This window comes from Bradyrhizobium sp. SRS-191, from assembly GCF_024586915.1.
Lineage (GTDB): Bacteria > Pseudomonadota > Alphaproteobacteria > Rhizobiales > Xanthobacteraceae > Bradyrhizobium.
The window spans coordinates 197766-216104 of the sequence record NZ_JANBVS010000005.1; the positions used below are offsets into that span (position 1 = coordinate 197766).

General features: G+C 65.9%; 14 protein-coding genes. 9 read left to right on the forward strand and 5 right to left on the reverse strand.

Annotated features, from left to right (window positions below; genetic code table 11):
- Positions 1-6: 6 nt before the first annotated feature.
- Both NLR35_RS11690 and NLR35_RS11695 read right to left on the reverse strand, forming a co-directional pair.
- Positions 7-489, reverse strand: a complete 483-nt coding sequence (locus NLR35_RS11690; RefSeq protein WP_257166681.1) for an SRPBCC family protein — start codon at positions 487-489, stop codon at positions 7-9.
- Entirely contained in the window at positions 486-818 is a 333-nt protein-coding gene (locus NLR35_RS11695; RefSeq protein ID WP_257166682.1) for a helix-turn-helix transcriptional regulator, read from the reverse strand. The genes NLR35_RS11690 and NLR35_RS11695 overlap by 4 nt, the downstream gene beginning before the upstream one ends.
- 181 nt (positions 819-999) lie before the next feature.
- Between NLR35_RS11695 and NLR35_RS11700 the strand changes: the two genes are divergently transcribed.
- Positions 1000-2403 (forward strand): methyl-accepting chemotaxis protein, encoded by a 1404-nt coding sequence (locus NLR35_RS11700; protein ID WP_257166683.1) that lies wholly within the window; start codon positions 1000-1002, stop codon positions 2401-2403.
- A 190-nt stretch (positions 2404-2593) separates the two neighbouring features.
- On the opposite strand, the gene NLR35_RS11705 is transcribed toward NLR35_RS11700, so the two are convergent.
- The gene (locus NLR35_RS11705; RefSeq protein WP_257166684.1) at positions 2594-4204 is read right to left on the reverse strand and encodes an ABC transporter substrate-binding protein; all 1611 of its coding nucleotides are present in this window, start codon (positions 4202-4204) and stop codon (positions 2594-2596) included.
- A gap of 249 nt (positions 4205-4453) precedes the next feature.
- Between NLR35_RS11705 and NLR35_RS11710 the strand changes: the two genes are divergently transcribed.
- A complete protein-coding gene (locus NLR35_RS11710; RefSeq protein ID WP_257166685.1) occupies positions 4454-4597 on the forward strand; it encodes a hypothetical protein in 144 nt (47 codons plus the stop codon).
- A gap of 84 nt (positions 4598-4681) precedes the next feature.
- Here NLR35_RS11710 and NLR35_RS11715 read toward each other — a convergent pair whose 3' ends face one another.
- Positions 4682-6295, reverse strand: a complete 1614-nt coding sequence (locus NLR35_RS11715; protein WP_257166686.1) for an ABC transporter substrate-binding protein — start codon at positions 6293-6295, stop codon at positions 4682-4684.
- A gap of 431 nt (positions 6296-6726) precedes the next feature.
- Positions 6727-8340, reverse strand: coding sequence for an ABC transporter substrate-binding protein (locus tag NLR35_RS11720; RefSeq protein WP_257166687.1), 1614 nt, complete (start codon positions 8338-8340; stop codon positions 6727-6729).
- 274 nt (positions 8341-8614) lie between these two features.
- Between NLR35_RS11720 and NLR35_RS11725 the strand changes: the two genes are divergently transcribed.
- From NLR35_RS11725 to NLR35_RS11755, 7 genes are all read left to right on the forward strand, one after another.
- Positions 8615-9745, forward strand: a complete 1131-nt coding sequence (locus NLR35_RS11725; RefSeq protein WP_257166688.1) for a M20/M25/M40 family metallo-hydrolase — start codon at positions 8615-8617, stop codon at positions 9743-9745.
- Positions 9746-10239: 494 nt separating this feature from the next.
- On the forward strand, positions 10240-11181 hold the full coding sequence (locus NLR35_RS11730) for an ABC transporter permease (protein ID WP_257166689.1): 942 nt from the start codon (positions 10240-10242) through the stop codon (positions 11179-11181).
- Between the two features lie 14 nt (positions 11182-11195).
- Entirely contained in the window at positions 11196-12086 is an 891-nt protein-coding gene (locus tag NLR35_RS11735) for an ABC transporter permease (protein WP_257166690.1), read from the forward strand.
- A gap of 148 nt (positions 12087-12234) precedes the next feature.
- Positions 12235-13881 carry an ABC transporter ATP-binding protein gene (locus tag NLR35_RS11740; RefSeq protein WP_257166691.1) on the forward strand — a complete coding sequence of 549 codons (1647 nt, stop codon included), beginning with the start codon at positions 12235-12237 and terminating at the stop codon, positions 13879-13881.
- Between the two features lie 268 nt (positions 13882-14149).
- The gene (locus NLR35_RS11745) at positions 14150-15649 is read left to right on the forward strand and encodes a M81 family metallopeptidase (RefSeq protein ID WP_257166692.1); all 1500 of its coding nucleotides are present in this window, start codon (positions 14150-14152) and stop codon (positions 15647-15649) included.
- Positions 15650-15671: 22 nt separating this feature from the next.
- Positions 15672-16835: a M20 aminoacylase family protein gene (locus tag NLR35_RS11750; protein WP_257166693.1), complete on the forward strand. Its 1164-nt coding sequence runs from the start codon at positions 15672-15674 to the stop codon at positions 16833-16835.
- Positions 16836-16901: 66 nt separating this feature from the next.
- On the forward strand, positions 16902-18323 hold the full coding sequence (locus tag NLR35_RS11755; protein WP_257166694.1) for an amidase: 1422 nt from the start codon (positions 16902-16904) through the stop codon (positions 18321-18323).
- The last annotated feature ends 16 nt before the right edge of the window (positions 18324-18339 follow it).

An 18339-nucleotide genomic window follows, 5' to 3' on the forward strand; every position in this document is an offset into this window, starting at 1 on the left:
ATTGATTTACGAGGACGCCGGCCCCTCGGCCTCAGCCACAAAGCGCTGCAGCAGGCCCGGCCAACCGCCGTCGACATCCCGGCGCATCGAGGCCCCGCCCTCCGCGCCCATGGTCTCGAACTTGTGGTGCACGAGCTCGACCCGCGTTGCGTCCTTGCCTTCGGCGAAGAACCGGACATCGACCTCTGAGCGCATCGCGGCATCCGGCTTCCACTGCGCATCGACCTGCCACAGCATCACGAAGCGCTGCGGCGGCTCCCATCGCGTGATGGTCGCGACCACCGTCTGCGTGCCGTCCTCGGCGATCTCCAGCCAGCGGCCGCCGAGCTGCGGCTCGAGCAAGACCTTCGCGATCGGCTTGCCGCCGACGCCATGCGTATGCGGCCACCACTGGGTCAGCCCGCTGGTGAACACCGTGAAGGCATGATCGATCGGTGCGCGGACACGGACCTGTTTCTCGACCGGCGCAATGACGACGCGCTCACTCATTCCCCGTCTCCCTGTCCTTTCGCGTGACGGTGCGTGCGTTCGGCCTCGATCTTGAAGGCCAGCAGCGCGTCGTCCCAGAAGCTGTCGAGCCAGTCGCGCAGCTCGGCCAGCCCCTCGCGGCGCAAGGAGTAGATGCGCCGCGCGCCCTCGCTGCGCTCCTCGACGAGGCCAGCATCCTTCAGCACCTTCAGATGCTGCGACACTGCCGGCCGCGACACCGGCATGCCCTTGGCGATGGCATGAACCGGACACGGTCCGTGGCGGAGGCGCTCGAACACCTGCCGCCGCGTCGGGTCTGCCAGAACTGTCAACGCCGTTTCGTAAGCCATGACTTACCGTAAGGCACCACTTACGGTTTGTCAAAGACGCCAACCGAACCCCGCCCCTACCGCCGGTTGCGACGGGAAACCCACCGTTAACCATACAGCGCTCAGAGTTCCGACGGACTGCCGCCACGGCGCTGACATCCGGCGCGAGACCGGCCGCGCTCGATTTGAACCGAGAGACACGATGCTGGGATTCCGCAGCCGCAAGACCGATCATCAGGATGCCCCGCCCGTCTTCGATACGGCCGCGCACGAGGCGTTTCAGGACGTGTTGGCGCAATGCCTCGACGACTGGGCTGCCGGCAAGCTGAACCGCGAGGTCGCGAACCTCGATGCCGCCGCGCTACGCGCAAAACTCAAGCCGCGACTGATCGAGGCGATCCATCGTCTCGGCACTGCGCTGGCAGGCCGCGCATCCCAGGACCTCGACTCCATCGTCGACCTCTGCATCAACAGCAACGAGGCTTCGATCAGTGCAGCGCGCCTGATCGGCGCCTCCAACAATCAGTCCGAGCGCTGCCAGAGCCTCGCCTCGGCCTCTGTCGAGATGCAGGCTTCGGTGCACACCATCCGCTCGACATCGACCGAAGCGGCAGCCGAGGCGGCCGCCACGCGCCAGGCGGTCGAGAACAGCGTCACCGCGGTCCGCAGGACGTTGCAGACCATGAACGGCATTGCGAGCTCCGTGCGCGACACCTCGGCCAAGATCGCCGACCTCAGCGCGGCCTCGGCGGAGATCGGCTCGATCGTCGGCACCATCGATGCGATCGCCAACCAGACCAATCTGCTGGCGCTCAACGCGACGATCGAGGCGGCGCGCGCCGGCGAGTTCGGCAAGGGCTTTGCGGTGGTCGCAGCCGAGGTGAAGAACCTGTCGCAGCAGACCACAAAGGCGACCGAGGACATCAAGGGCCGCATCGAGCGGCTGCAGGCGGAAATGAGCGGCATCGTCGAGGCGATGGCGGGTGGCGCCAAGGCGGTCGAGGTCGGTATGTCCGAGATGAACGATCTGGCGCAGACGATCGATCAGGCTGGCAGCCGGACCGCCATCGTCAGCACCAAGATGAACGAGATCTCCGGCATTCTCGCCGAGCAGACCGCCGCGACCGACGAGGTGGCGCAAGGCATCACCATCATCGCCGATCTCGCGACCGCCAATGCCAACGAGGTGATGTCGCTCGCCGACACCATGGGACGGACCGACGCCAAGGTCGGCAAGATGCTGGGCGAGATCGCCAAGCTCTCGCTCGACAATCAGGTGGTGCGCCTCGCCAAGGCCGACCATGTGATCTGGAAGAAGCGGCTGGTCGACATGTCGGTCGGCCGACTCCAGCTGCGCGCCGACGAGCTCACCGATCACCACAATTGCCGGCTTGGCAAATGGTACTACGGTGAAGGCGGCCAACGCCTTGCCGGCGACGCGGCATTCCGCCGGCTCGAACGCCCGCACGAGGCGGTGCATCGTCACGGCAAGGAGGCCGCGCGCCTGTTCAGCTCAGGCCGGATCGACGAAGCGCTCAACGAGATCGGCAAGGTCGAGGTGGCCTCGACCGAGGTGCTGGCGGCGCTGGACGACATCAAGGCGTGATGGCCGAGCTACCGCGGCAATCGTAGTCGTAGGGTGGGCAAAGGCGCAGGTACGCTGCATCTCCGAACGAGATTGCCAAGGCGCCGTGCCCACCGGCTTAGCCAAGACCTCGCTGCGCGACGGTGGGCACGCCGCCGCCCTGACGGGCGGCCGCTTTGCCTACCCTACGAGGCCATGAGCTACTCGCGAGCTACTCGCTCTTGTCCACGTTCCAGAACACGGGCACCGCCTGCCCTTCGAGCACGCCGGTGACAGACTTGCGCCAGGCGCTCGGCATGAACCATTGGCCGAGCGGCACGTAGATCACCTGGTCATAGATTTCCTTCTGGATCTCGGTCGCGATGCGCTTCTGGTCCTCGGGCGTGCCGGCCTTGGCGAAAGCATCGCGCAGCTCTTCCATCTTCGGATCGTCAGGCCAGCCGAACGGGCTCTTCTGTCCGCGCGCGCCGACGAAGGTGCTGCCGATCGGGTTGCCGGAATCGGCGATCACCGAGTTGGTGAAGAACATATTCCAGCCGCCCTCCTTCGGCGGCTTCTGGCTGGCGCGGCGCGTCACCACCGTCTGCCAGTCCGTCGTCTGCAGGTCGACCTTGAAGCCGGCCGAGCGCAGCAGCTGCGCGGCGACGACCGGCTGCGCCTTCAGCGTGATCGCGTCGCCCGGCGCCAGGATCACCACCGGCGTGCCGTCATAGCCGGACTCGGCGAGCAGCTTCTTGGCCTGCTCCATGCCGTTGCCCTTCACCAGCGTCTCCGAGCCGACGTCGCTTTCCAGCGGCGTGCCGCAGCCGAACACGGCGCCGCAGATCGTGTAGTATTTTGGGTTGCCGGTGAGCGCGTCGAGCACGTCCTTCTGGTTCAGCGCCAGGAAGGCCGCGCGGCGGATCTTCACATTGTCGAACGGCGGAAACAGGAAGTTCATCCGGCCCAAGGTCTGGTAGCCGAACTTGTTCAGCACGTTCATCGTCAGATCGGGACTGGCTGACAGCACCGGCTCGAGGTCGAGCGGCGGAAACTCCATGAAGTCGATGTCGCCGGATTGCAGGGCGTTGACCGCGGTCTGCGCGTCGGGCATCGAGATCCACTCGACACGATCGACCTTCACCACCTTGCCGCCGGCGGTCCAGCTCGGCGGCTCCTTGCGCGGCACGTAGTCGGTGTTCTTCTCGTAGACCGCCTTCACGCCCGGCTGGAATTCAGCCTTCACGAATTTGAACGGCCCCGAGCCGATCTGCTCCGAGATCTGCGCGTTCGCAGGCGTCTCGGCGAGACGCTTCGGCATCATGAACGGCACGTAGGACGACGGCTTGCCGATCGACTCCAGCACGAGGCCATAGGGCTCCTTGAGCTTCAAGGTGATCGTCTTGGCATCGGTGGCCTCGAGCGAGGCGGTCGCCTCCATCAGCTTCTGGCCCATGCTGTCGTTGCGGCTCCAGCGTTTCAGCGAGGCGACGCAATCCTCCGCCGTCACCGGCATGCCATCGTGCCACTTCAAGCCGTCGCGCAGGGTGAAGGTGTAGGTCAGCTTGTCGTCGGAGACCTTCCACTCCGCCATCTGCGGCTGGACCTGAAACTTCGCGTCGGTCCCGAGCAGCGTGTCATAGACCATGTAGCCATGATCGCGGGTGATGTAGGCGGGCGTGAACACCGGATCGATCACGCGCAGATCCGAATGCATCACCGCCGTGATCGTCTTCTTGCCGGCTGCAACGGCCTTGGTTGTTGCACCGAGCGAAACGGCCATCGCCGCGGCAATCAGACAGGACACCAGCGCGGATGAGGTCCGCCGCAAAGGATGTGACATGCAATATCTCTTGATGTGAGCTTTCATCCGACGGTCCCGACCGCAATCAAGGCCGGCAAGCCGCTATGCCGCGCATCAGGGAGCGCGGAGCAAACAAGCTTGCGGAATGCAGACTTGCAGCAGTTCCACTGCGCGTCAATCGGCACGGACGCATGGCGACCGTCGCCTCATGCGCGGGCCGACCCCGGTGCCGACTCCTGGAACTGGAAACGGGCTCGCTCGTTAGCAGCGCGACCAGGGAGCATGCCAATGCCGACCGAAACAGCCGCCGAGTCACATCGCACGACCCCAGCCGCGGCGCCGATCCGTGCAAGCAAGAAGCTGTCGCAGGATCAGCTCACGCCACCCCTGATGGTGGATGGGCTGGAAGCCGTCCGGGATACGCATTGCTGACGACGGTCGGGCGCCCGAGCGAGCGAAAGAGCGCGACAATGATGTCCTCGCCGCGCCCTGGTCGACGTCACAGATGACGACCGTCTACTCCTTCTTCTCGATGTTCCAGAAGATCGGCGTCGCCGGGCCGTCGAGCACCCCGGTCAGCGTCTTGCGCCAGACGCTCGGCTGCAGGTATTGCCCGAGCGGGACATAGATGACGCGCTCATAGTTCAGCTTCTGGATCTCGGTCGCGATCTTCTTCTGCTCGTCGGCCGACGATGAGCGTGCATAGGCGTCGCGCAGCTTCTCGATGTCGGCATCCTCGGCCCAGCCGAACCAGCCACCCTTGGTGCCGCGGCCGCCGACCGAGACATTGGCGACGGGATTGGCGACGTCGGCGCCGACCCAGTTGGTGAAGAACATGTTCCAGCCGCCCTCCTTCACCGGCTTCTGGCTGGCGCGGCGCGTCACCACGGTCTGCCAGTCGGTCGCCTGCAGGTCGACCTTGAAGCCGGCTTCGCGCAACAGCTGCGCCGACACGATCGGCTGCGCCTTGAGCGCGATCACGTCGCCGGGCGCCATGATCGCGATCGGCGTGCCGTCATAGCCGGACTCGGCGAGCGCCTTCTTCGCCTCCGCCATGCCGTTGCCCTTGATCAGCGTCTCGGCCCCGACATCGGTCTCCAGCGGCGTGCCGCACACGAACACCGCGCCGCAGATCTTCTGATACTTCGGGTTGCCGACCAGCGCGTCGAGCACGTCCTTCTGGTTCAGGGCGAGGAAGGCCGCTCGGCGCACCTTCACATTGTCGAACGGCGGGTTCAGGAAGTTCATGCGTCCGAGCGTCTGGTAGCCGAACTTGTTCAGCACCTCGGTCTTGAGCTCGGGGTTGGCCTCCAGCACCGACAGCAGCTCATAGGGCGGCGCCTCCATGAAATCGATGTCGCCGGCCTGCAGCGCGTTCGCAGCGGTCTGCGCATCCGGCATGGTAATCCACTCGACGCGATCGACCTTCACCACCTTCCCGCCCGCCGTCCAGCTCGCCGGCTCCTTGCGCGGCACGTAGTCGGTGTTCTTCTCGTACACCGCCTTCACACCGGGCTGGAATTCCGCCTTGACGAATTTGAACGGTCCGGAGCCGATCTGCTCCGGAATCTGCTGGCCCTGCGGCGTCTCGGCAAGACGCTTCGGCATCATGAACGGCACGTAGGACGACGGCTTGCCGATCGATTCCAGCACCAGGCCGTAGGGCTCCTTCAATTTGAGCACGATCGTCTTGGCATCCGGAGCCTCCAGGCTCGCGGTGAAGTCCATCAGCTTCTGGCCCATGCCGTCGTTGCGGCCCCAGCGCTTCAGCGACGCGACGCAGTCCTCGGCGGTGACGTCGGCGCCATCGTGCCACTTCAAGCCGTCGCGCAAGGTGAAGGTGTAGGTCAGCTTGTCATCTGAGACCTTCCAGTCCGCCATCTGCGGCTGGATCTTGAAGTTCGCGTCCGTGGCGACCAGCGTGTCGTAGACCATGTAGCCATGGTCGCGGGTGATGTAGGCCGTGGTGAAACCGGGGTCGATGACGCGCAGGTCGGAATGCATCACTGCGGTGATCGTTTTCTTGCCGGCTGCAATCGCCTGCGGCGCAAGCCACGGTGATAGCAGAACGGCGGAGGCAACAAGCCAAGACGCGAGCGCGGAACGGGCCCGGCGCGGATGAGGTGACATGCGAGCTCTCTTGACGTGACGGGTGAACGACGGCCTCGGAGTGATCGAGACACGGCGACCGCTGGGCGTCGCACCATCGCTTTCAGGGTCTTCGCCCAGCGTTCATTCCGCGGGCGAAAGACTTGCAACAGTTCCTGCGCCCGTCAATCGGCTTTGCTGTCGCCTCTTCGCCGGCCGCCGTGCATCTAATTACCAGCGTTGCTCCCGTCAGGTGGGCAAAGGCGCGGTGGTGCTATTTGTACGCGCAGACGTGTTGAGGCGCCGTGCCCACCGTCTCTCCGCCGAGCATGCTGCACGACGTTGGGGCGCGCTGCCGCCCTCTGCGCCTGCTTTGCCCAGCCGACGGCAGCGCGCCGCGCGCCCTCGAATGAAAAAAGCGGCGGAGTTGCCTCCGCCGCTCGATCACTTTGCTGGTTCAAACTCGGCGTGACTTATTCGCTCTTGTCGATGTTCCAGAAGACCGGCGTCGCCGGACCGTCGAGCACGCCGGTCAGCGACTTGCGCCAGCCGCTCGGCAGCAGGTACTGGCCGAGCGGGATGTAGATCACCTTCTCGTAGTTCATCTTCTGGATTTCGGTCGCGATCTTCTTCTGCTCCTCCGGCGAGGCCGAGCGCGCATAGGCATCGCGCAGCTTCTCGATCTCGGCGTCCTCGGCCCAGCCGAACCAGCCGCCCTTGGTGCCGCGGCCGCCGATGGACACGTTCACGACGGGATTGGCGACGTCGGCGCCGACCCAGTTGGTGAAGAACATGTTCCAGCCGCCCTCCTTCACAGGCTTCTGGCTGGCGCGCCGCGTCACCACGGTCTGCCAGTCGGTCGCCTGCAGGTCGACCTTGAAGCCGGCCTCGCGGAGCAGCTGCGCCGAGACGACCGGCTGCGCCTTCAAGGTGGTCACGTCGCCCGGGGCCATGATCGCAATCGGCGTGCCGTCATAGCCGGACTCGGCGAGCGCCTTCTTGGCCTCCGCCATGCCGTTGCCCTTGATCAGCGTCTCAGCGCCGATGTCGGTCTCCAGCGGCGTGCCGCACACGAACACCGCGCCGCAGACCTTCTGGTACTTCGGATTGCCGACCAGCGCATCGAGCACGTCCTTCTGGTTCAGCGCCAGGAAGGCCGCGCGCCGGACCTTCACGTTATCGAACGGCGGGTTCAGGAAGTTCATGCGGCCGAGCGTTTGGTAGCCGAACTTGTTCAAGACATCGATCTTGAGCTCCGGGCTCGACTCCAGCACCGACAGCATGTCGTAGGGAAGATTTTCCATGAAGTCGATGTCACCCGACTGCAGCGCGTTCACTGCGGTCTGCGCATCCGGCATGGTGATCCACTCGACGCGGTCGACCTTCACCACCTTGCCGCCCGAGGTCCAGCTCGCCGGCTCCTTGCGCGGCACGTAGTCGGTGTTCTTCTCGTACACCGCCTTCACGCCCGGCTGGAATTCCGCCTTGACGAACTTGAACGGGCCCGAGCCGATCTGTTCCGGAATCTGCTGGCCCTGCGGCGTCTCGGCGAGACGCTTCGGCATCATGAACGGCACCAGCGACGACGGCTTGGCGATCGACTCCAGCACGAGGCCGTAGGGCTCCTTCAACTTGAGCACGATCGTCTTGGCGTCCGGCGCCTCGAGGCTCGCCGTGAAGTCCATCAGCTTCTGGCCCATGCCGTCATTGCGGCCCCAGCGCTTCAGCGACGCGACGCAGTCCTCGGCGGTCACCGGCGTGCCGTCATGCCACTTGAGACCGTCTCGCAGCGTGAACGTGTAGGTCAGCTTGTCGTCGGAGACCTTCCAGTCCGCCATCTGCGGCTGGACCTTGAAGCTCGAATCGGTCGCCAGCAGCGTGTCGTAAACCATGTAGCCATGGTCGCGGGTGATGTAGGCCGTGGTGAAGCCTGGGTCGATGACGCGCAGGTCCGAATGCATCACCGCCGTGATCGTCTTCTTGCCGGCAGCCATGGCCTGGGTGCTCAGCGCCGTGGAAAGCGAAAGCATGGAAACGGCGAGGCTCGTGGCGAGCGTCAGGCCTTTCCAGCGCGGGATGTGGAACATTACAGAAGTCTCCTAGCGGGATGGATTTGACCTGAATCTGTTCAGACCCAGATCATTCGTTGTGCGTGCAGATCAATCCTTGTGCGAACTAACACGCTGTAAGTCGTAGGCTTTCGACAGTTGCAGAGGTCGTGTTTCGCGTCAATCCGCATTCAGTGCATGCCGCTCACGCCTCAGATCGCCGTTAACGCTTACACAGCTTTCGCTTTACAAAGCGCGCGCGACTATCGTCTCGTGTCACGAGATTCACGATAAGGCCTTGAAGAGAGCACACATGAATCCAGCCGATCTTCCCTTCGATACCGAAGCCATGCTGCAGGGCCTGCGCGGCTGGGTGGAATGCGAGAGTCCGACCTGGGACGCCGGCGCCGTCGAGCGCATGCTCGATCTCGCCGCGCGTGACATGGCGATCTCGGGTGCGACGATCGAGCGCATCGCCGGACGGCAGGGTTTCGCCGGCTGCGTCCGCGCCCGCTTCCCGCACCCCAGGCAGGGCGAGCCCGGCATCCTGATCGCCGGCCACATGGACACGGTCCACCCTGTCGGCACGCTGGCCAAGCTGCCGTGGCGCCGCGACGGTGGCCGGTGTCACGGTCCCGGAATCTGCGACATGAAGGGCGGCAATTATCTCTCGCTCGAGGCGATCCGGCAGTTGATGAAGGCCTGCGTCACGACGCCGCTGCCGACCACCGTGCTGTTCACGCCCGACGAAGAGGTCGGCACCCCCTCCACCCGCGACGTCATCGAGGCTGAAGCGCGCCGCAACAAATACGTGCTGGTGCCCGAGCCGGGCCGTCCCGACAATGGCGTCGTCACCGGCCGCTACGCCATCGCGCGCTTCAATCTCGAAGCCACCGGACGCCCCAGCCATGCCGGCGCGCGGCTCGCGGCCGGCCGTTCCGCAATCCGGGAAATGGCGCGGCAGATCCTCGCCATCGACGCGATGACGACGGAGGATTGCACCTTCTCGGTCGGCATCGTGCATGGCGGCCAATGGGTGAATTGCGTCGCAACGACCTGCACCGGCGAAGCGCTCAGCATGGCCAAGCGCCAGGCCGATCTCGACCGCGGCGTCGAACGCATGCTCGCACTGTCCGGCACCACCGACGACGTCGCCTTCAATGTGACACGCGGCGTGACGCGGCCGGTGTGGGAGCCGGATTCCGGAACCATGGCGCTGTACGAGACCGCGCGCCGCATTGCCGCAGACCTCGGCATGTCCCTGCCCCACGGCTCGGCCGGCGGCGGCTCCGACGGCAATTTCACGGGAGCGCTCGGCATTCCCACCCTCGACGGCCTCGGCGTCCGTGGCGCAGATATGCACACCCTCAACGAGTATATCGAGATCGATAGCCTCGCTGAACGCGGCCGCCTCATGGCCGGGCTATTGGCGTCGCTGGCGTAACCACGTGCTTGCCGCATGACCGTAGGGTGGGCAAAGCAGCCGCCGCAGGCGGCAGCGTGCCCACCGTCGAACTGCGCGGACGCTTGGAAGATGGCGGGCACGGCGCGACCGCGATCTGGTTTGTGTGAGGCAGCACGGGCCGCGCCTTTGCCCACCCTACAGCACCACTCGTTACGCGCTGTTGCGCAGCAGCACGGTTTCATTTTCCGGGACCGCCCTGAGCAAGTGGACATTCGCCTTGCCGCGCGCGCATGATGGCATGCGGCTTGCAAAGTTTCGCGCGAAAGTTCGCCGCAAAGTGCCGCGACATTGTTTGCAAATGCGAGGGATCGCGCTGATCACGAATCCCGTGTCATGCGCATGCACGCACGGACGAGCGAACACCGGAGATCTCGAAAGCGATGAATCTTGCAAGCCATGACCATCGGTGACATGCACACTCACTCACGACATCAGGCGCGTCATCCCCGCACCATGACAACGGTTCTCTCAAGATGATCGGTTATCTGTTTCGCCGCATCCTCGCATCCATCCCGGTGATGGGCGTGGTGGCGTTGTTCGTCTTCCTGCTGCTGCGGCTGACGCCCGGCGATCCCGCCGCGATTCTCGCCGGCGACAATGCGACGCCCGAGCAGCTCGAGCGCATCCGCACCACGCTCGGACTGAACGAGCCGCTCTACGTCCAGTTCTTCACCTGGATCAATCAGCTTGTTCACGGCGATCTCGGCGTGTCGCTGATCTCCAAGGTGCCGGTGCTGCAGATGATCGGCCAGCGCATCGAGCCGTCGATCTCGGTCGCGCTCTCGACGATCATCCTGTCGATCCTGGTCGCCGTCCCGCTCGGCGTCATCGCGGCGTGGAAGCACGGCACCTGGATCGATCGCTTCGTGATGGCGCTGTCCGTGCTCGGCTTCTCGGTGCCGGTGTTCGTGATCGGCTACATCCTGATCCAGGTGTTCGCGATCAATCTGCGCTGGGTGCCCGTGCAGGGCTTCAAGAGTCTCAGCGTCGGTTTCGGGCCGTTCTTCGAGCGCATCATCCTGCCGACCTGCGCGCTGTCCTTCATCTACGTCGCGCTGATCGCGCGCATGACGCGCGCGGCGATGCTCGACGTGCTCGGCGAAGACTTCGTGCGCACCGCGCGCGCCAAGGGCGTCAGCGAGGTCGCGGTGCTGCTGCGCCACGCGCTGCGCAATGCCGCCGTGCCGGTCATCACCGTGATCGGCTCCGGCTTTGCACTGCTGATCTCCGGCGTCGTCGTGACCGAGAGCGTGTTCAACCTGCCGGGCATCGGCCGTCTCACCGTCGATGCCGTGCTGGCCCGCGACTATCCCGTCATCCAGGGCATGATCCTGCTGACGTCGTTCATCTACCTGGCGGTCAATCTGCTGATCGACCTCGCCTACACGCTTCTCGATCCCCGTATCCGCTACTGAAGGCCTCAGCTCCGATGGCAATCGTCACCACTCCTGAGCCGTCGATTCCGGTCACCACACGACTGGGGCCCCGGTTCGGCTTTCTCACCTCGACCCCGATCATCGCCGTGGCCACCGTTTGCCTGTCGCTGATCGTGATCGTCTCGGTCCTGGCGCCGCTGCTGGCGCCGCATGATCCGGTGCTGCTCGCACCGGCGCAACGGCTCAAGCCGGCCAGCGCGCAATTCCTGCTCGGCACCGACGCCTATGGCCGCGACCTGTTGTCGCGCACCATCTATGGCGGCCGCATCTCGCTCCTGGTCGGCGTCGGCGCTGCCGTCATCTCGATCGCGATCGGGCTGGTGATCGGCCTCGTCTCCGGCTTCTTCCGCTGGGTCGATGCCATCCTGATGCGGGTGATGGACGGCCTGATGGCGATCCCGAGCATCCTGCTCGCCATCGCGATCGTCTCGCTGTCCGGCGCCAGCGTCGGCACGGTGATGATCGCGATCACCATCGTCGAGATTCCGCGCGTCGCGCGCCTCGTCCGCTCGGTCGTGCTGACCGCGCGCGAGGAGCCCTACGTCGAAGCCGCGATTTCGCTGGGCACCTCGATGCCCAAGATCATGTGGCGGCATCTGATGCCGAACACGATTGCGCCGCTGATCGTCCAGGGCACCTATATTTGCGCCGCGGCGATTCTCACCGAGGCGATCCTGTCCTTCCTCGGCGCGGGCATCAGCCCGGAGACGCCGACCTGGGGCAACATCATGGCCGAGGGCCGCTCCTACTTCCAGGTCAAGCCGTCGCTGATCTTCTGGCCCGGCCTGCTGCTGTCGATCGCGATTCTCTCGATCAACCTGATCGGCGACGCCGCCCGCGACGCGCTCGACCCCCGCATGAAGCAGCGCGAGGCCGGCAAGTGACGGCAGTGCATCAAGCGAAGAATGTTGACGTCATTCCGGGGCGCGTCGCAGACGCGAACTATGGCGCGCAATTGCGCTCCCGAGAATCTCGAGGTTCCGGGTCTGGTCCTGCGGACCATCGCGGAACGACGACAGAGAGAGTTTTAATATGACCGATACCATCCTCGACATCGACAATCTCGTCGTCACCGTCGGCAAGACCAGGAATCCGAACGGCCCGCGCATCATCGACGGCGTCTCGATCAAGGTCGAAAAGGGCGAGACGCTGTGCGTCGTCGGCGAGAGCGGCTCCGGCAAGTCCGTGACGTCGCTGACCACCATGGGCCTCCTGCCGAAGAACGCGCTGCACGCCGTCGGCGGCAGCGTCAAGCTGGTCGGCGAGGAGCTGCTCACCGCCAGCGATCGCCGCCTGCGCGAGCTGCGCGCCACGCGGATGGCGATGATCTTCCAGGAGCCGATGACCGCGCTCAATCCGGTCGTGCCGGTCGGCCGCCAGATCGACGAGGTCCTGCGCGCCCATACTTCGCTCGACGGTCGCGCGCGCCGCAAGCGCATCCTCGACATGATGGAGCAGGTTCACCTGCCCGACGTCGAGCGCATCTTCGGCTCCTACCCGCATCGCCTGTCCGGCGGACAGCGCCAGCGCATCATGATCGCGATGGCGCTCGTGCTGGAGCCGAAGCTGCTGATCGCCGACGAGCCGACCACCGCGCTCGACGTCACCACGCAGAAACAGATCCTCTCGTTGATCCGCGAACTGCAGCGCGATCACGGCACCGCGGTGCTGTTCATCACCCACGACATGGGCGTCGTCGCCGAGATCGCCGACCGCGTCTCGGTGATGCGCCAGGGCCGCCTGGTCGAGACTGGCGCGCTGGACAAGATCCTGCGCAAGCCCGAGATGGACTACACGCGCAACCTGCTCGCCTCCGTGCCGAGCCTGATTCCGCGGCCACCGCGGCCCGACACGACCGAGCCGGTGGTGCTGGAGACCAACGAGCTCGGCAAGGTCTATCGCGAGCGCTCGTTCATCGGCAAACCGCGCGAGGTGGTCGCCGCGCAGAACGTGACGCTCACTTTGCGCAAGGGCCGTACGCTCGGCATCGTCGGCGAAAGCGGCTCCGGCAAGTCGACGGTCGCGCGCTGCATTGTCAGGCTGATCGACCCGACCTCCGGCGGCGTCCGCCTTGCCGGCCACGAGATCTCGATCCTGACGCGCCGGCTCTTGCAGCCGCACCGCAAGCGCATCCAGATCGTGTTCCAGGATCCCTACCGCTCGCTCAACCCGCGCCTCACCGTGGGCGAGAGCATCGCCGAGGGACCGATCAACTACGGCACCTCGCATGACAAGGCGATGGCCCGGGCACGCGAGCTGCTCGAACTGGTCGGCCTGCCCGCCGATGCCATCTCGCGCTACCCGCACCAGTTCTCCGGCGGCCAGCGCCAGCGCATCGCGATTGCCCGGGCGCTCGCGCTCGATCCGGATGTTCTGGTGGCCGACGAAGCGGTCTCCGCGCTCGACGTCTCCGTGCAGGCCCAGGTGCTGGAGCTGCTCGACGAGATCCAGCGCCGGCTCGGCATCGCGATCCTGTTCATCACGCATGACCTTCGCGTCGCCGCCCAGATCTGCGACGAGGTCGTGGTGATGCAGAAGGGCCGCATCGTCGAACAGGGCCCGGCGGGCGAGATCCTGACGCATCCGAAGGAGGCCTACACCAAGTCCCTGCTCGAAGCGGCCCCCGGCCGGAACTGGGATTTTGCCAACTTCCGGCCCGTGTCGGAAGCGGTGGCGTAGCCGCTCTGCCGTGGATTCGTAGGGTGGGCAAAGCGGCCGCCGAAGGCGGCAGCGTGCCCACCATCGGCGCCGGTTGAGTTTAGGCGGTGGGCACGGCGCGCGAAAGACCCTGGCCTACGACGCGTCGTGTGGCGCGCCTTTGCCCACCCTACCGACGGCATCGCCGCTCCGCTCACTCGGCATGCAAAACGGCATCGCTCCTTCGCTTGCGCGGGCCGCCGGGCACAGTCTAACGTCGCCACTCCATCTCACGACCTGAGGCGAAGTAATGACGCGCGTCGCGATCGGCGGCTTTCTGCACGAGACCAATACCTTCGCCCCGACGAAAGCGGATTACGACGACTTCATGCATGGCGGCGGCCGCGCCTCCATCGCCGACGCTGCCAGCGTGATGACGACCATGCGCGACATCAATGCCGGCCAGTCCGGTTTCATCGCGGTCGCGGAAGCCAATGGCTGGGAGATCGTTCCCAGCATCGCCTGCGCAGCGAGCCCGTCGGCTCATGTCACCCGGGATGCGTTCGAGCGCATCACCACCGTGATGGTCGACCGCATCAAGGCGGCCCTCCCGCTCGACGGCGTCTATCTCGACCTGCACGGCGCCATGGTGCCGGAGCATTTCGACGATGGCGAAGGCGAGATCCTCGCGCGCGTGCGCAAGGCGATCGGGCCAAACGTACCGCTGGTCGCGAGCCTCGATCTGCACGCCAATGTCACGCCCGAGATGATGGCGCATGCGGACGCGTTGATCGCCTATCGCAAATATCCGCACACCGACATGGCCGACACCGGCCGCGCCTGCGCCGAGCACCTCGCGCTGCTCTTGCGCACAAAGCAGCCGCTGGCGAAAGCCTTCCGCCAGCTGCCCTTCCTGATTCCGATCAGCTGGCAGTGCACCAACGACCAGCCCACCAAGGGCATCTATGAGAAGCTTGCGGCGATGCAGAGCGACGCGGTGCCGACGCTGTCGTTTGCGCCGGGCTTCCCGGCCGCGGACTTCGTGCATTGCGGTCCCAGCGTGTTCGCTTACGGTCGCACGCAGGCGGATGCGGACGCCGCCGCGGATGCAGTGGCTGCCATCGTCAGTGGTCACGAGGATGATTTCGACGGCCGCATCTACACGCCGGACGACGGCGTGCGCCACGCGATGACGCTGGCGAAGACAGCCACCCGCCCGATCGTCATCGCCGACACCCAGGACAATCCCGGTGCCGGCGGCGATTCCGACACCACCGGCATGCTGCGCGCGCTGGTGCGCAACCGCGCCAGCCGCGCCGCGATCGGCATGATCTACGATCCCCAGGCCGCGCTGGCTGCGCATGCGGCCGGCGAAGGCGCGACGATCACATTGTCGCTCGGCGGCAAGAGCGGCATTCCCGGCGACGCGCCGTTCGAGGAAAGCTTCATCGTCGACAAGATCTCCGACGGCCGCTTCGTCGCGCCCGGCCCGTTCTACGGTGGCCGCAAGATGGAGATGGGTCCGTCTGCGTGCCTGCGGATCGGCGACGTCCGGGTGGTCGTGGCCTCGCACAAGTCGCAGCTCGCCGACCAGGAGATGTACCGCTTCGTCGGCATCGAGCCGACCGAGCAGGCGATCCTCGTCAACAAGAGCTCGGTCCACTTCCGCGCCGATTTCGAGCCCATCGCCGAACAGTTGCTGATCTGCGCCGCGCCCGGCGCGATGCCCGCCGATCCCTCCACCCTGCCCTGGACCCGTTTGCGCCCGGGCATCCGCCTCAAGCCGAACGGCCCGGCGTTCAAAGCTTAAAACCTCCCAGGAAACCACACCCATGCCCACGATCGATCGCATCCAAGGCTACGCCGACGAGCTCACCGCCATCCGCCGCGACCTGCACGCGCATCCCGAGATCGGATTCGAGGAGACGCGCACCTCCGGCATCGTCGCCGAGAAGCTCGCGCAATGGGGCATCGAGGTGCATCGCGGCCTCGGCGGCACCGGCGTGATCGGCGTGCTCAAGGGCAAGGGTGCCGGCAGCAAGAAGATTGGCCTTCGCGCCGACATGGACGCGCTGCCGATGGAGGAGAACACCAACCTCCCCTGGCGCTCCACCATCCCCGGCCGCTTCCACGGCTGCGGCCATGACGGCCACACCACGATGCTGCTCGGCACCGCGCGCTATCTCGCCGAGACGCGCAATTTCGACGGCACCGTGCATTTCATCTTCCAGCCGGCCGAGGAAGGCCTCGGCGGCGCGCGTGCGATGATCAAGGACGGCCTGTTCCAGAAATTCCCCTGCGACGAGCTCTACGGCCTGCACAACGCGCCGGACCTGGAGCATGGCGAGATCGCAATTCTCCCGGGCCCGGCAATGGCCGGCGCCGACTTCTTCGATATCAGAATCTCCGGCTACGGCGCTCACGGCGCGATGCCCGAGCGCTCCAAGGACGCGGTGGTGATCGCGACCAGCGTCGCCCAGGCGATCCAGACCATCGTCAGCCGCAACGTCGAGCCGCTGCAGGCCGCCGTGGTCTCGATCACCCAGATCCACGCCGGCTCGGCCTACAACGTCATTCCGGGCGACGCCTGGCTGTGCGGCACCGTGCGCGCATTCTCCGACAATGTCCGCGCGCTGGTGCGCGAGCGCATGCGCGCGATCTGCGCCGGCATGGCGGCGGCATTCAATTGCGAGATCGACGTCGACATCCGCGACACGTTCAGCGTCCTGGTGAACCAGGAGGAGCAGTCCAAGGTCGTCGAGGAGGTCGCGCGCACCGTCGTGGAGCCCTCGAAGGTGCTGACGCGCTCGACGCCGAAGATGGGCAGCGAGGATTTCGCCGACATGCTGCAGACCATCCCGGGCGCCTATTTCTGGGTCGGCCATGATGGCTCGGTGCCGGTGCACAATCCCGGTTACGTGCTCGACGACAAGATCCTGCCGATCGGCGCCAGCATGTTCGCGCGCATCATCGAGACCCGTCTGGCGGCCGCCTAGCGCCGCCTGACGTATGTCAATGAGCGGGCCTGGAATTGAGACGAACTTCGGCGACGGAGGACCAGCATGCACAAGCCCGCTTCTGACGACGTCACCTCGCTGCACGATCTCTCCGCCGTCGACCTGATTGCAGGTTATCGCGCGCGCCAGTTCTCGCCATCCGAGGTGATGGACGATGTGCTGGCGCATGTCGCGGCGTGGGAGCCCGAGATCAAGGCGCTGTACCTGCTCGACGTCGACGCCGCGCGGGCCGCGGCGAAAGCCTCGACCGAGCGCTGGGCCAATGACGAGCCGGCCGGCGTGCTCGACGGCGTGCCCGCGACGGTGAAGGACAACATCGCCACCAAGGGCCAGCCGATGCCGCTCGGCGCGGCCAGCGTCACGCGCGCGCCGCTCGCGGCCGACGCGCCGCCGGTGGCCCGCCTGCGCGAGGCCGGCGCGATCATCTTCGCCAAGACGACGATGCCCGACTACGGCATGCTGTCGTCGGGCCTGTCGAGCTTCCACCCGCTGACGCGCAATCCGTGGGATCTGCGGATGAACCCCGGCGGCTCCAGTGCCGGCGCCGGTGCCGCGGCCGCCGCAGGTTACGGCCCGCTGCATGTCGGCACCGATATCGGCGGCTCGATCCGGCTGCCGGCGTCGTGGTGCGGCCTCGTCGGCCTGAAGCCGAGCTTCGGCCGCGTGCCGATCGATCCCCCCTATGTCGGCCGCGTCGCCGGTCCCATGACGCGTATCGTAGATGACGCCGCGCTGATGATGAGCGTGCTGTCCAAGCCCGACCGCCGCGACGGCACCAGCCTGCCGCCGTCAGACCTGCACTGGAAGGTCGCAGAGAAGCCGGTGCGCAAGCTGCGCATCGGCTTGATGCTCGATCTCGGCGGCGTCGGCCAGCCGTTGGAGGAGTCGGTGCGCGCGACGACGCTGGCGGCGGCGAAGGCCTTCGAAGACGCCGGCGCGATCGTGACCGAGACCAAGGGTTTTCTCACCCGCGACATGCTCGACGGCCTCGACAATTTCTGGCGCGCGCGGCTGTGGGACGACCTCGCCCGGCTCGCGCCCGAGGTGCGCGCGAAAACACTGCCCTACATTCTGAATTGGGCCGAGCGCGGCGCTGCGTTGTCGGGCGTGGAGGTCGTCAGGGGCTTCAACGTCACGATGGCGCTGCGCGCCGCCGCGGCGAAGCTGTTCTGCGAGTACGACTACATTATCTCCCCGGTCTCCCCCGGCGTGAAGTTTCCCGCCGAGTTCGCCTCGCCGGTCAACGATCCCGAGAAGCCGTTCGAGCACATCACCTACACCGTGCCGTGGAACATGTCGGAGAACCCGGCGATCTCGGTCAATGCCGGCTATGATTCCGACGGCTTCCCGATCGGCCTGCAGATCGTCGGCCGCCGCTTTGACGATGTCGGCGTGCTCGGCATGGCCAAGACGTTCGAAGGATTGCGCGGCGAGCAGCGGCCATGGCCGAAGGCGCCGGCCGCGTAGCCCGCTTCGTAGGGTG

Coding starts and splice junctions, on each gene's coding strand:
- NLR35_RS11715 (WP_257166686.1), bottom strand. CDS start 6,295: ATGTCACCTCATCCGCGCCGGGCCCGTTCCGCGCTCGCGTCTTGGCTT.
- NLR35_RS11700 (WP_257166683.1), top strand. CDS start 1,000: ATGCTGGGATTCCGCAGCCGCAAGACCGATCATCAGGATGCCCCGCCC.
- NLR35_RS11705 (WP_257166684.1), bottom strand. CDS start 4,204: ATGTCACATCCTTTGCGGCGGACCTCATCCGCGCTGGTGTCCTGTCTG.
- NLR35_RS11695 (WP_257166682.1), bottom strand. CDS start 818: ATGGCTTACGAAACGGCGTTGACAGTTCTGGCAGACCCGACGCGGCGG.
- NLR35_RS11750 (WP_257166693.1), top strand. CDS start 15,672: ATGCCCACGATCGATCGCATCCAAGGCTACGCCGACGAGCTCACCGCC.
- NLR35_RS11710 (WP_257166685.1), top strand. CDS start 4,454: ATGCCGACCGAAACAGCCGCCGAGTCACATCGCACGACCCCAGCCGCG.
- NLR35_RS11740 (WP_257166691.1), top strand. CDS start 12,235: ATGACCGATACCATCCTCGACATCGACAATCTCGTCGTCACCGTCGGC.
- NLR35_RS11745 (WP_257166692.1), top strand. CDS start 14,150: ATGACGCGCGTCGCGATCGGCGGCTTTCTGCACGAGACCAATACCTTC.
- NLR35_RS11690 (WP_257166681.1), bottom strand. CDS start 489: ATGAGTGAGCGCGTCGTCATTGCGCCGGTCGAGAAACAGGTCCGTGTC.
- NLR35_RS11735 (WP_257166690.1), top strand. CDS start 11,196: ATGGCAATCGTCACCACTCCTGAGCCGTCGATTCCGGTCACCACACGA.
- NLR35_RS11730 (WP_257166689.1), top strand. CDS start 10,240: ATGATCGGTTATCTGTTTCGCCGCATCCTCGCATCCATCCCGGTGATG.
- NLR35_RS11725 (WP_257166688.1), top strand. CDS start 8,615: ATGAATCCAGCCGATCTTCCCTTCGATACCGAAGCCATGCTGCAGGGC.
- NLR35_RS11720 (WP_257166687.1), bottom strand. CDS start 8,340: ATGTTCCACATCCCGCGCTGGAAAGGCCTGACGCTCGCCACGAGCCTC.
- NLR35_RS11755 (WP_257166694.1), top strand. CDS start 16,902: ATGCACAAGCCCGCTTCTGACGACGTCACCTCGCTGCACGATCTCTCC.